The sequence below is a fragment of the Sulfurospirillum arsenophilum NBRC 109478 genome, assembly GCF_000813345.1.
Lineage (GTDB): Bacteria > Campylobacterota > Campylobacteria > Campylobacterales > Sulfurospirillaceae > Sulfurospirillum > Sulfurospirillum arsenophilum.
This window is the reverse complement of record NZ_BBQF01000003.1, coordinates 202,079-214,981: the sequence shown is the minus strand read 5'-3', so window position 1 is coordinate 214,981 and position 12,903 is coordinate 202,079. Positions and strand designations below refer to the sequence as shown.

Below are 12,903 nucleotides of genomic sequence, written 5' to 3'. Positions count from 1 at the left end.
AAATCTGCTATATTAGACTTCTTTTATATTAACAAACCGTTCAAAGAGTAGGTGTATCATTGTTTCAGACAAATTCTAAGGAAACTCCTATGCAACCCAACCTTTTAATGATCGAAGATGATGTCGAACTCGCCGAAATTTTATGCAATTTTTTAAAACGCTATAACATCACCGTCACCAATTATGACGATCCCTATCTTGGCATCAGTGCCTTAAGCCTTACAAAATATGACCTTCTTATACTTGACCTTTCACTTCCAGGTATGGATGGACTCGAAATTTGTAAAGAGGTACGCTCGAAAAGCGACATCCCTATCATCATCTCTTCCGCACGCAGTGATCTGGAAGACAAGATCGTAGGGCTAGAACTAGGAGCAGATGACTACCTACCAAAGCCTTATGAGCCTAAAGAGCTTTACGCACGCATTATGAGTGTGCTAAGGCGTTATAAAAAGAGCAATTCGCCCCATGAAGAAACGTCGATTTCTACTTTGATTCTCAAAGAAGAGAGCCATACCATCTTTTTTAACAATGCACCCATGACACTCACTCCAGCCGAGTACGATGTTCTCGCACACCTCATCAAAAAGAACAACTGCGTCGTTTCACGAACGGAGTTGCTCAACAGTGCACTCAGTCTCAACGAAGACAACGAAAGCAGGAGCCTTGATGTCCTCATCAGCCGCATCCGAACAAAACTGGGTGAGAGCTCCAAAGAGCCTAGGCTGATTCATTCGGTACGTGGCATTGGGTATAGGCTTCAAGCATGAAATGGTACCACTCGATCATCACGCGCATTACGCTTATTTTTGCACTTGCCTTGTTGGGTATCGGTGCCATCTTTTTTTCACTCTCTATCCATGATCGTGAAAACACTATGAGGCGTATGCACGATTATACGCATATCGCCGTTCGTTCTGTCTTTGATCCAAACGTAAAGCAACTTGATTTTAACAAGCTTGAAGAGATGGGGTTCACGCTTATTGACGACCGCAAACTCCAAGAAAAAATCCTATCGTTGCCGAAACCACCACAACCTTTCCCCATGAAACGGATGGAAGAGAAAATACGACTGGGATTGTATGTCGTCCCACATGGCATTCATATTTACGCTGTTTTGCAAAAAAGAGACGACGAACCCATCATTTTACAAGTCCCTTTTGAAAAAGAGATTTTCCCACAAATTCTCTTCCCTTTCTTGACATTTGCTTTTGTCATTATGCTGTATATTGGCATTATTCGCAGTATCCTTCCACTTAAAACCTTACGCGAAAAGATCAAGCACTTTGCCAATGGAGATTATGACATTACATGTAAAAGTAACAGTAAAGATGAAATCGCCGCTCTTGCCAATGAATTTGACAGTGCTGTTTTCAAAATAAAATCTCTGAGAGACTCAAGGCAACTCTTTTTACGCAACATCATGCACGAACTTAAAACACCGATTACCAAAGGTAAACTCGCGGCTGAGATGATCGAAGATGCGACCTATACCAACATTCTTCAAAATGTTTTTAAGCGTCAAGAAGCCCTTTTAGTGGAGTTCTCACGCATCGAAAAACTCAGTGCTGATGAACTTAAACTCGATATAAAACGCTATCACATCGAAGATATTGTGGATTTTGCCCTTGATATTTTGGAAGACAAACACGAGAACATTACATGTAATCTCATCCCCGTTGAACTCAATGTCGACTTTGAACTGTTTGGCGTTGTACTTAAAAACCTTTTGGACAACGGCGTTAACTATTCCCATGACCACCGTGTTACACTAACCAATGATCTCAAAACCATCACCGTTTCCAACCATGCTCCCGCATTAGAGTTCCCAATTGAGCGTTATGCTGAGCCTTACTTTTTAGAAGGTAAAAAACAAAAAAGTTCTCGCGGTCTTGGGTTTGGGCTGTTTATCACATGGCATGTAATTCGTTTGCATGGTATGAGATTGCAGTATAAACGTGAAGGCGAAATGAACCATTTTGTGATTTACATGTAACGATAAAGGAGAAGATTTATGACGTATTCGGTTGGTATATTGGTGTTTGACAATGTTGAAGTACTTGATTTTGCAGGTCCTTACGAAGTATTTACCACAGCTTCACGCGTTTATGGTAAACAAAATCTACTCTCTTCCGTAACACCTTTTGAAGTCTTTACGATTGGTAAAACAAAAGAGTCTGTTCGCGCACGTGCAGGACTGAAAATTGACCCTGATTTTGACTTTAAAACACATCCCAAAATCGATGTTTTACTTATCCCTGGCGGCGTTGTCACCGAAGAGCTGAAAGACGCTTCGGTTATAAATTGGATCGCCACTACATCCAAAGAGACACAACTGACTGCTTCTATCTGCACGGGTGCGTTTTTGCTAGCAAAAGTGGGACTGCTTGAGGGCAAGTCTGCCACAACACACTGGGAAGATATAAACGATCTTCGTGTGATGTTTCCAAAACTTGAGGTAAAAGAGCAGATGCGTTGGGTCGATGAAGGCGCTATCGTCACATCCGCTGGCATTTCCGCAGGTATCGATATGAGCCTGCATCTTGTGGAACGACTTGTAAGTCGAGACTTAGCCCTCAATACTGCCAGACAAATGGAATTTGATTGGACGGAAAATGCCTAAGCTCTTTTGATCTTCACAATACTCTGACATACACCTAAATGGTCAATAATTTCATCGACTTTCAACCCCGCCATTTCAATCAGCTTGATAAAATCTTTAGAGTGGTACATCTTACTGCGCCCATTTGCCATCGCGGTAAAGTAAGGTGATGTGTTGATGATACAAAACGCCGAAGTTTCAAAGCGTTGTCTGTCCCAAAATGGCTCCATGATGCAAAGTAGCGTCTTCTCATTCATCGCCTCTTTGGCTTTACTCAAAATAGAGACGATCTCATCTTCACTAAAACAGTCTAAAAATTGACTCATCCAGATGATGTCAAACCCTTTGGGAAAAACGTGAGATGGGGCTAAAACATTGGCAGGCAAAAGAGAAATTTGCTCTTCTAAACCCTCCTTTTCGATGTTTTCACGCGCCAATGCGAGTTGTTCTGGCAAATCCATAATGGTTACATGTAAAGCCTTATCGCTCTTTGTCATCAGCATCGAAAATTTCCCTGTATTGCCTCCCACATCCAAAATTTTAGTGGGATTGAGGCTCAAAAGTTTTTCCACCGCTTCAGGAAACGCGCTGTCAGAATAAAAATGATCAAACGTGAACCAACTCTGTTTGGCATTTTCGGGCAAGATGGAGAGTGCTGGGTAGATAGTCTCCCAATCGCCAAAGACTTTGAGTCCTGTTGGTTTCCCACTTTTGATCGCTTCATCGAGTGAAAAAAGCCCTTGGTAATTCACGTGATGGTTGTAGTTCATATTGGCAATGGTCATCGGATCATTCAGTAAAAAATAGCCCGTTTTCGTGATGAAATAAAGCTCGCCTTTTTGTTTAACGATGTCCGCACTCAGACTGGTTTCGATGAGTGTCGTAATGCCATACTCACTTAAATTGGTCTCTTTTGCCAATGCTTCAATGCTCATACCCTCTTTATGCTCATAGAGTGCCTTTAGGACACCTAGATCGCGCATAGAGCGTGCTACTTGAAAAATAATCGGTGCAAAAGCAATGCGCTGGGCATCGTACTGTGCCTCAATGGCAGAGGCGCTATCGTTTTCTTCAAAAAACTGGTGCATTCAAACGTTCCTTATTTTCTAAAAAAGTAAACAAAACCTTAACAGAAAAAGCTATTTTAAGCTCTTATTTTAGCTAGATTTATATAATACACCTGTTTATTTAAGAATTTTTGTAAGGATTGTATGATTTTAAATGATTTTTATACGCTTACATGTAAAGATGAAACGCGTTTTTGTGTACAACTGTGCGACGCAAGACATCCTATTTTTCAAGCGCATTTTCCAACCAATCCTATCGTTCCGGGGTATGTTTTACTGGATATGAGTGCTGAGATTTTAGGCATTGAGATTTTAAAAATCAAAAAAACAAAATTCTTGAAAAACATTGCTCCCCTAAGTGTACTTTGGTTTGAATGTCAAACCAATGAAAAAACACTCAAAATTCGTGTCAGTCAAAATGAACAAAAAGTAGCAGAACTCACCTATGAAAAAAGATGATATTGTCGTTGTCGTTCCAACCTACAATAACCCTCTCACCATCAATAATGTCGCCAACGATGTCTTGAGTCATGGGTACACGTTGATCATTGTCGATGATGGCTCAGAGGTGAGCGTTTCATCGCTTGTAAATGAACATGAGAAGCTCACCGTCTTACGCCATAAGGTCAATCAAGGCAAAGGCGAAGCCATCATCACAGGAGCGAAGGAAGCGCAAAAAAGAGGCTTTTCGTATTTCATTAGCCTTGATGGCGATGGACAACATCTGGCTTCTCAAATTGAAAAAATATGCGATGCCTGTGATGGAGCAGATCAAATCATCATCGGTGCGCGTAATTTTGAGATCAATCATGTTCCCAATGGCTCCAAGTTTGGACGCTGGTTTAGTAACTTTTGGGCATGTTGGGACACCGAACAGACCATCACCGATTCACTCTCTGGCTTTCGACTTTACCCTACTTCCATCCTAGACCTCATTATCAAAACCAAACGCTTTGACTGGGAAATGGAAGTACTCGTTAAACACGCATGGAAAAGTCGCCTCATCAAAGAAGTGAGCATCGAATGTTACTACCCAACTCCCGAAGAGCGCGTCAGCCACTTTAAAAAGTTTTGGGATACCGCCGCAATCGTCATGGTACATGTCAAACTCTTGCCGTGGAAATTTTTCCTCAAAAAAAGGTACCAATGAGCACGAAACAGCGTGGAAGTGGTTGGAGTATCAGACTCGTTTTTACTTTTTATAAACTCTTTGGCTACACGTTTATCTATTACTTGATGTACCCTGTAACCTTTTTTTATTTTTTGGTTGCTGGCAACGTTAAAGAAGCCTTGCGTGATTACTACAAGCACATCAACAAGCCTTTTAACAATTGGGTTTATTATGAACATTTACGACACTTCGCGATCACGATGTGCGACCGTTTTGTCTCTAAAGTAAGCCCACAAGATTACACATTTGACATCAAAAACGAAGAAGAACTTATGCGCCATCTTCACGGTGGCGGTATTTTGCTATTATCGCATTTTGGGGGTTGGTCGAGTGCTGGCAACTGTTTTGCAGATCTTAAAATCAACATTGTGATGCAAGAAGCACTCATTGAGACGATCAAATGTATCGAAGAGAATCTTGAGACACAAAACCCTCATCTTAGCATCATTGATCTCTCTAAAGGCGGAGTTTATGTCACGATGAAAATCGCTTCAGCACTTCTCAATAACGAGATTGTAGCGATGATGGCAGACCGTGCAACTGATGTAAAACATAAAGAGGTTGTAACCTTTTTTGACAAAGAGGCTGAATTTAATAAAAACCCTTTTAGCATCGCCTACAAAACCGAAAAACCACTGATGGGCATTGCCTTTAGCTACCAAAGCCCCCAACATTACAGCATTGAGTTTATCGAAATTACGATGGATAAAAACAACCCAGCAGATGCAGAGATACACAAAGCGATGCAAGTCTATGCCGATTTTTTTGCAACGCACGTTACCTTGCACCCTGAACAATGGTTCAACCTATACCCCTTTTGGAAAGAAAAAGCATGAAATTAATCATAGACGATCGTTATATTAGCTTAGAGGAGATATGCAAAGCTAGCAGTGTTCGTGTCTCTAAAGATACCCACTTTGAAGAGAATTTTTTACTCGGTCATACCTTTTTGATGAATGAAATCAAAAAAGGAAAACCCATTTATGGCGTCACCACAGGCTATGGTGCAAGTGGCAAGAATTACTTAACTTATGAGCAAAGTGCCATTTTGCAACAGAACCTTTACCGCTTTCATGGCTGTGGCGTTGGAGCATCACTAAGTCCTCAAACTTCACGTTACGCGCTGATTTGCAGACTGATTTCACTCTCCAAAGGCAAGTCTGGCATCTCTTATGAACTTTTGCAACGCCTTGAACTCTTGCTTGAAAAAGAGATTATCCCTGTTATTCCTTCCCTTGGCTCAGTAGGTGCGAGTGGCGATTTGACACCGCTTTCGTACATCGCTGCTGTGATTGCAGGCGAGAGAGAAGTGTGGTATGAAGGTGCCATTTGTCCAACGAGTGAGGTGTATGCAAAACTGGGCATTACTCCGTATCTCTTTAAACCTAAAGAGGCACTTGCCATTATGAATGGTACGACCATTATGAGTGCGATTGCCCTCTCTTCTTTAGAGCGTTTTGAGGTGCTTCTCTCAAGCATGGAGTCCTTTGTAGCAGGTATGTTTGAAGTGCTCTTGGGCGATACGACACCACTGGATGAATTTGTGCATGAAGCAAAGCCTTTTAGTGGACAAATTCAAAGTGCCTTCAACATCAAAACGAAGATTGAAGGCTCAAAGCTCACACACGGGCGCGATGACAGATATGACAAGTTCTTTGCTGACAATGATTTGAATATCCAAGACACCTACTCCATGCGTTGCGCACCGCAAGTTTTAGGCGTGATTCGCGATAATTTAGAAATCTCTAAAAAATGGGTCGAACAAGAGATCAACTCGGTCAATGACAACCCGCTCATTGATGGCAAAAACCAAAAAATCTACACCTCCGGTAATTTCTACGGTGGCTACGTCGCTCACGCGATGGACACACTCAAAATTTGCGCAGCAAATCTTGCTGACCTGCTCGATAAAGAGTTTGCCCTTCTGGTCGATCACAAATTTAACCGTGGACTTGGAGAGAACCTTAAACTCAGTCGTGAGCACTATTTCCACGGCTTTAAAGCGATGCAGATAACGCTGAGTTCTCTCAGTGCTGATGTCATCAAAAACACCACAGCAGCTTCCATTCACTCTCGCCCAACCGAATCGCTCAACCAAGACAAGGTGAGCATGGGAACGACAGCGGCACTGGACTTTAAAAAGATGATGGAACCCCTTGAGCTGATGCTGAGTATCGCATTTATGGGTATGGCACAAGCGGTGGACATCAGAGGGAAACAGAGCGTTTCTCAAACACTTCTCAAACACTACGAAGCCATTAGAGCGCACGCCAAGCCACTTTTAGAAGACAGGCGTATGGACATTGACATCGTGAAGATTCAAAACATTCTTCGCCAAGGAGCACTCGCATGAAAAAAGTGCTGGTCACAGGTGCAACAGGGAGCATTGGAGCCGCCATTGTGCGCTACTTTGCCAAAGAGGGTTACTTTGTTTACATTCACTACAAAAGCCAGAAAGAGAAGGCTCTAGCACTTCTTGATGAGATCAAACATGGTGAGATTATCCAGTTTGACATCACCCAAAAAGAGGAAGTCAAACACGCCTTAGAATCTTTACATGTAAATGTTTTAGTCAACAATGCGGGCATCACCAAAGACAAGCTTTTTTTCTTTATGGAAGAGGAAGAGTGGAGTGATGTGATGGATGCGAATCTTAACAGCCTTTTTTATGTCACCAAGCAAATTCTGCCAAATATGATCAAAGAAAAAGCAGGCTCCATCGTCAATGTTTCTTCCATCTCTGGACTCGTGGGCAATGGTGGGCAAGTGAATTACTCGACCACTAAAGGTGGAATTATCGCTTTTACAAAAGCGCTTTGTGTGGAAGTAGCACGCTATAATATCAGAGTCAATGCGGTGGCCCCCGGTGTGATTGAGTCCGAGATGATCCACAATGTGGATAAAAATATCACCAATATCATCCCGTGCAAACGCTTTGGAAAGCCCGAAGAGGTCGCTGAAGTTGTCTTCTTTTTAGGCGATAAAGCAACCTACGTGAATGGTGAAGTGATCAATATTAGTGGTGGGATGGTACGGTAATGCACATACTTTTTTCGTTTTTATACGCACCCGTTGTGGTGGTGTTGCTGAGTTATTTTGACATTAAAACCGTCTCGATGGGACTTTTTGGTTTTGGTATCGTTTGGCTTTTAAGCCTGAAGAAGAAAGATATTAAAACCACTCTTTTCCCTCTTTTTTATATTGTAGTTGCCATTACCGCTTTTATCTTAGATGACTTTTTAGTGCTCAAATTTTTACCGCTTTTGATCTCTTTGGCATTTATCTTTTTCTTGATGGCAAGCTATTTTGACAACGATTCCATCATTTTACACTTTGCACGTAAAATTCATAAGCGCGCTCTGAGCGAAAAAGAAGAGCTCTACATCAACCGTTCTACCCTCTTTTGGATAGCTCTTGCGTGTGTCAACATTCTTTTACATGTAACCATTTTACTGCTCAAAAATGACCACTATTGGATTATCTACTCTTCATTTGGCTGGTATTTGGTTTTTATCGCGGGTGGTATTATGCAGTTTTTGCACCGCCATTTTATCTTCTTAAAACGGATGTAACGCATGAAAATTATCGTTTTGTGTTTACTCTCGCTACTGTGTCTTTTTGCCAACGACGCTTCCACTTTTAAAGAGACGCGCTACCTTTATGCGCTCGATAAAACCATCACACTGGAAGGGTTCATCACGTTTGGAGAGCAAAATATCATCATCGAATACGCCAAACCCGAATCCAAAGTATTGACCTATTTTGAAGAAAAGCTTACCATTCAAGATCAAAATGGCTATAAAGTCATTGATGCGCAAAGTATGCCTTCCATGAACTATTTTTTCATGATTATCAAAGCGGTTCATGATGAAAACAACGTCTTATTGAACTCTTTTTTTGAGGCAAAAACAGAAGGCGAAGAGACACTCCTAAGCCCTAAAGGAGTGGCAGCCGAAGTGCTTGAGGAGGTGCGTATCACACGTCAGGCAACGAAGCTAAAATCTTTACATGTAAAGATTAAAAACGGTGATAGGATTACCATTGAAATTAGGAACTAAAACCCTTAATATCGTTCTCTTTGCCATTGTCGGTATACTCTTTTTTTTCTACCAAAACTCGGTGCATGTCTCCACCAACCTGCTCTCTTTTTTGCCTGAAGGAAAGAGCAAAGAGGCGTTTGAGATCTATTCGCATTTCAAAAATTCAAAAGAAGTGCTCATAGCCACCGAAGGGTTCGATAAAGACTCCCTTGCCAAGATCAAGACCATCGAAGAGAAACTGCTCGCAACTGAGCTTTTAAAGTTGGAAAGCAGCATAACACCGAATGCAAAGCTGATCGAATACACTAAAAATAACGCTTTTTACCTCAAAAATCTAAACAAAGACGACTCCGTAAGCATCCATGAAAAGCTAAAATCGCTTTATGAAAAAATGACAAACAACCCCTACTATACGACCATAGACGCAACTGATCCACTGAGCTACTTTAGCCCTAAAGAGCAAAAAATTCCCATCAACATTCGAGATGGACACTTAGCGCTAGACGATTTTGGGTATCTTTCAGTTTTGAGTATCAAAGACACCTCCAATACCATCGAGAGTTATGAAACCATCTATAATCTTGTGCATCAAACGCTTGAAGGCGTGCAAAATATTCGCGTCTTTAGCCCGACCTTTTACTTTGTGGAGAACGCGCAAAAAATCCAAGATGATGTCACGTTTTTGATTGTTCTCTCGACCATCTTGTTGCTTGTGCTTTATATTTTCATTATTCGAAACATCTACCTTCTTATCAACACTATTGCCACCCTTGCCACCTCTGCACTGCTTTCGTTTCTGCTTATTGGCATGATTTGGAGTGAAGTCTCTGTTTTTGTGTTGGCCTTTGGAAACGCCATAGGAACGTTGGCGATTGATTATATGTTCCACTACTATTTTTACGGTCATTATGAGAGCAAAAAGAAGTTTAACACCTCTGTTTTTTACGGCTTCCTCACCACATTTGGCGGCTTTTTGATCTTCTCATGGGTCGATTTTCCACTGATTCAACAAGTGTGTGTCTTTGCGATGATTTCGCTCATACTCTCTTACCTCCAATTCGTTTTTCTCTTCCCACTGATTGGGTTTAAAAAGGCACAACCGTATTCCAAATTTCACTTTTCCATTCCCTTACCCTACCGTGCCATTGCCCTACTCTCTTTGTTAGCTATTGTTTTAAGCGTTCCTTTCTTACATCTTGATACCAACATCAAAAACCTCGACTACCAGAATGTCTCCTTAATGAAAGAGGAAAAATTCTTCAAGAATGCGATTAAAAAAGAGGGATATATGCCTCTTTTACTCGAAGCGGACTCTATCGATCAGCTCATAACTCACAGCAATGCCATCCAAAAGAGCTTTAAAAACGCCACAGCTCCGCTCTCTTACTTTTTCGACAAATCGTTTTACGAGCAGAGAAAACAAGAACTTGAAGCTCTACATGTAAACGAAAAAAAAGCACAGATCGAAGAGGAAGCGACTAAGCTTGGCTTTCGTGAAGGCTTCTTTAAAAATGCGTATAACGAAGCACTTTTGCACCCAAGCTATCAAGAACTCTCTTTAGAAACATTGCGTGAAATGGGCTTTGATGTCGTCTTTCATGAGGGCAAGTACTACACGTATGCTTTGGTGAAAAACAGCGAGCGAAACTTAGTCTCCAACTTTGCTTTTGCCTCCTCCATCGACGCTAAAGAGATGTTCTTTAATGCACTTCAAAAAATTGCGCATCAACTCCTGTTGGGAGGCATTTTAGCCATTGCATTTATCTTTTTCATGCTGTGGATGGTGTGTCGCAAAACATTGACACTCAGTGCTAACTATGTTTTACTTCCAACAGCGCTCATTTTACTCCTTGCGCTCACAGGAGGCTTTACCATTGCGCATATTTTTATGCTGTTTATCATGATGCTTTTTGGCATTGACTATGGCATTTATATGAGCAGTGAGGACAGCTTCAAAGATGGAACGAGGAGTGCAATTTTCTTCTCCATTATTGACACGTTTGCAGGTTTTGGCGTGCTGATTTTCAGTGACATCGGCGCCCTTCATGCGATGGGTTTGGTTTCGTGTGTCGCAACAGGAGCTATTTTAGTTTTACTGATGGGGAGGACAAGTCATTGAGAGTTATTATACAAAATGATGATGGCGGTGAAAACGTTTATGAGAGTGAGACTCTCGTCGACACAGCACTCAAAAACCAAGTCATTCTCGTTCCTTCCAAAACCAAAGAAGCAAATGCCATTGAGATTTTAAGAGCCTATCTTTCAGGCGCAAAGCCTATTTTGTATGACCAAGAAAACCTCTCACTCAAAGAGAAAATCGAATCGCTGGGTGCTGAAACATTCAACGACATTGACTTTGCCGCCATGTTTTTTACCTCTGGAAGTACGGGTTTTCCCACGGGAGCGTTTAAAAGCAGAGAAAACATCGAAGCTGATATGAAAGCATTAGTAAGAGAATTTGGCAATTTTCAGATCGAAAAAGTGGTTGCAACCGTTCCCTTTATCCATATCTATGGCTTTCTCGCCGCACTTTTACTGCCACTCAAACTTGACGTTGATCTGTTTTTTAAAGAGCATTTTCTGCCTCACGATCTGCTTGAGTCTGCGAAGCCTCATCACCTCATCGTTACCACCCCACTTTACATCAAATCGCTTTTGAGGTTAGACGAAACTAAAGACCTAAGCCAAACAATTTTTATTAGCTCCACAGGACCATTACCAGCAGAGATTGCCAAAGAATTTACCGATAAATTTAATACCACACTCATTCAACTCTTTGGCTCTACCGAATGTGGAAGCATAGCGTTTAAAAAACAAGATGACATATTTTGGAGCCCATTTCAAGGTGTTGAGGCGACACTGAATGACGAAGGACTTTTACATGTAAAGTCGCCTTTTATCTCGAAAACGCTATGGCAAGAGGGCTTTACACAAACGGGTGGAGAAATTCAGAGTTTTGATTATGCTGTGATAGAAAATGGAAAATTTCAACTCATAGGACGAAGCAGTAACATCGTTAAAATTGCAGGCAAACGCTACGCAACAGCACAGATCGAAGAGATTTTAGAAGCGATGGAGGGCATCGAAAAAGCCCTCGTACACGTCAAACACAACAATGCCGAGCTGAAAGATGAAGTCGTTCAAATCTTTCTTGAAGCCACGCGCCCGATCGCAATCAAAGAGCTAAAAAATACCATCAAACAAAAATTGGGGAAAATCAATCTACCGATTGAATTACACATTGTCGATAAAATTTCTACTACCCTGATGGGGAAAAAATGTATGCCATTAGTCTAAAAATCTTAATTTTAAAGGAAGTTAAATGAATTATGTCTTGAGAACTCTTCTCACACTCCTCTTTTTTACCAGTGCACTGTTTTTCAATGGTTGTGCAGCCAAACGTGGGGAAGTTGCACTAGCAGTGCCAACCACTAACGCTGAAGCTGTACCATCCAATGCTCAACAGATATACATCAACTCCGTTGTCGATAAACGTGTTTTTGAGGTAAAGCCCTCTGAGCCAAACATTCCTTCTTTAGACCCTTCTGAACCACAAACAGATACTATCAAAGCGCGTGCTGTTGCTAGAAAACGCAATGGCTATGGCATGGCTATGGGAGATATTGTCCTCAATGCAAATCAAACGGTCAATAGTGTCATCAAAGATAGCCTCAAAGAAGCTTTAAAAAGTAAAGGCTATCAAGTGATTGAGAACAAAGATCAAATCACACCTCAAACATACATAGCAGATGTGAAAATTGTCAAATTTTGGTCGTGGATGAATCCAGGTGCTTTTGCCATAACCCTTAGCTGTGAAATTGAAACCAATGTAAACATGAAAAAAGAGGGTGATCCTCAAGCGTATAATATACATGTAAAAGCAGCAGATTCATACCAAATGGGCACAGAAAGTAATTATATAGAGATCATGCAAATAGCTTTACAGAAGTATATTGCTGAGGCAAAAACAGAGATAAAGTAAGTTACTAGAGGCATTGAGAAAAGTCTCAATGCCTCTAGAGT

At 41.3% G+C, this 12,903-nt stretch carries 14 protein-coding genes; 13 read left to right on the top strand and 1 reads right to left on the bottom strand.

Features of this window, described 5'->3' with window-relative positions:
* The first annotated feature begins 89 nt into the window (after nt 1-89).
* The 3 genes from SAR02S_RS08705 to SAR02S_RS08695 are packed head-to-tail and all read left to right on the top strand — an operon-like array spanning nt 90 to nt 2,623.
* The gene (locus SAR02S_RS08705; protein WP_041958858.1) at nt 90-770 is read left to right on the top strand and encodes a response regulator transcription factor; all 681 of its coding nucleotides are present in this window, start codon (nt 90-92) and stop codon (nt 768-770) included.
* Entirely contained in the window at nt 767-1,996 is a 1,230-nt protein-coding gene (locus tag SAR02S_RS08700) for an ArsS family sensor histidine kinase (RefSeq protein ID WP_041958856.1), read from the top strand. The genes SAR02S_RS08705 and SAR02S_RS08700 overlap by 4 nt, the downstream gene beginning before the upstream one ends.
* A gap of 18 nt (nt 1,997-2,014) precedes the next feature.
* Nucleotides 2,015-2,623 (top strand): DJ-1/PfpI family protein, encoded by a 609-nt coding sequence (locus tag SAR02S_RS08695; protein WP_041958854.1) that lies wholly within the window; start codon nt 2,015-2,017, stop codon nt 2,621-2,623.
* Here SAR02S_RS08695 and SAR02S_RS08690 read toward each other — a convergent pair.
* Nucleotides 2,620-3,690, bottom strand: coding sequence for a class I SAM-dependent methyltransferase (locus SAR02S_RS08690; protein WP_041958852.1), 1,071 nt, complete (start codon nt 3,688-3,690; stop codon nt 2,620-2,622). The genes SAR02S_RS08695 and SAR02S_RS08690 overlap by 4 nt on opposite strands.
* A gap of 123 nt (nt 3,691-3,813) precedes the next feature.
* On the opposite strand from SAR02S_RS08690, the gene SAR02S_RS08685 reads away from it, so the two are divergent.
* Genes SAR02S_RS08685 through SAR02S_RS08640 form a run of 10 tightly spaced genes read left to right on the top strand, consistent with a single transcriptional unit; the run spans nt 3,814 to nt 12,862 of the window.
* Nucleotides 3,814-4,128 carry an ApeI family dehydratase gene (locus tag SAR02S_RS08685; protein WP_041958849.1) on the top strand — a complete coding sequence of 105 codons (315 nt, stop codon included), beginning with the start codon at nt 3,814-3,816 and terminating at the stop codon, nt 4,126-4,128.
* The gene (locus tag SAR02S_RS08680) at nt 4,115-4,819 is read left to right on the top strand and encodes a glycosyltransferase family 2 protein (protein ID WP_041958847.1); all 705 of its coding nucleotides are present in this window, start codon (nt 4,115-4,117) and stop codon (nt 4,817-4,819) included. The genes SAR02S_RS08685 and SAR02S_RS08680 overlap by 14 nt, the downstream gene beginning before the upstream one ends.
* Nucleotides 4,816-5,676 carry a lysophospholipid acyltransferase family protein gene (locus SAR02S_RS08675; protein WP_041958845.1) on the top strand — a complete coding sequence of 287 codons (861 nt, stop codon included), beginning with the start codon at nt 4,816-4,818 and terminating at the stop codon, nt 5,674-5,676. The genes SAR02S_RS08680 and SAR02S_RS08675 overlap by 4 nt, the downstream gene beginning before the upstream one ends.
* On the top strand, nt 5,673-7,193 hold the full coding sequence (locus tag SAR02S_RS08670; RefSeq protein ID WP_041958843.1) for an HAL/PAL/TAL family ammonia-lyase: 1,521 nt from the start codon (nt 5,673-5,675) through the stop codon (nt 7,191-7,193). The genes SAR02S_RS08675 and SAR02S_RS08670 overlap by 4 nt, the downstream gene beginning before the upstream one ends.
* On the top strand, nt 7,190-7,879 hold the full coding sequence (locus tag SAR02S_RS08665; protein WP_041958841.1) for an SDR family oxidoreductase: 690 nt from the start codon (nt 7,190-7,192) through the stop codon (nt 7,877-7,879). Before SAR02S_RS08670 ends, SAR02S_RS08665 begins: the two co-directional genes overlap by 4 nt.
* The gene (locus tag SAR02S_RS08660; protein ID WP_041958839.1) at nt 7,879-8,412 is read left to right on the top strand and encodes a hypothetical protein; all 534 of its coding nucleotides are present in this window, start codon (nt 7,879-7,881) and stop codon (nt 8,410-8,412) included. The genes SAR02S_RS08665 and SAR02S_RS08660 overlap by 1 nt, the downstream gene beginning before the upstream one ends.
* 3 nt (nt 8,413-8,415) lie before the next feature.
* Nucleotides 8,416-8,898: a LolA-like protein gene (locus SAR02S_RS08655; protein WP_041958838.1), complete on the top strand. Its 483-nt coding sequence runs from the start codon at nt 8,416-8,418 to the stop codon at nt 8,896-8,898.
* Nucleotides 8,882-10,999 carry an MMPL family transporter gene (locus SAR02S_RS08650; protein WP_041958836.1) on the top strand — a complete coding sequence of 706 codons (2,118 nt, stop codon included), beginning with the start codon at nt 8,882-8,884 and terminating at the stop codon, nt 10,997-10,999. Before SAR02S_RS08655 ends, SAR02S_RS08650 begins: the two co-directional genes overlap by 17 nt.
* Nucleotides 10,996-12,177 carry an AMP-binding protein gene (locus SAR02S_RS08645; RefSeq protein WP_041958834.1) on the top strand — a complete coding sequence of 394 codons (1,182 nt, stop codon included), beginning with the start codon at nt 10,996-10,998 and terminating at the stop codon, nt 12,175-12,177. The genes SAR02S_RS08650 and SAR02S_RS08645 overlap by 4 nt, the downstream gene beginning before the upstream one ends.
* Before the next feature lie 25 nt (nt 12,178-12,202).
* Complete coding sequence (locus SAR02S_RS08640) at nt 12,203-12,862, top strand: hypothetical protein (protein ID WP_052433580.1); 660 nt, start codon at nt 12,203-12,205, stop codon at nt 12,860-12,862.
* Nucleotides 12,863-12,903 lie beyond the last annotated feature (41 nt).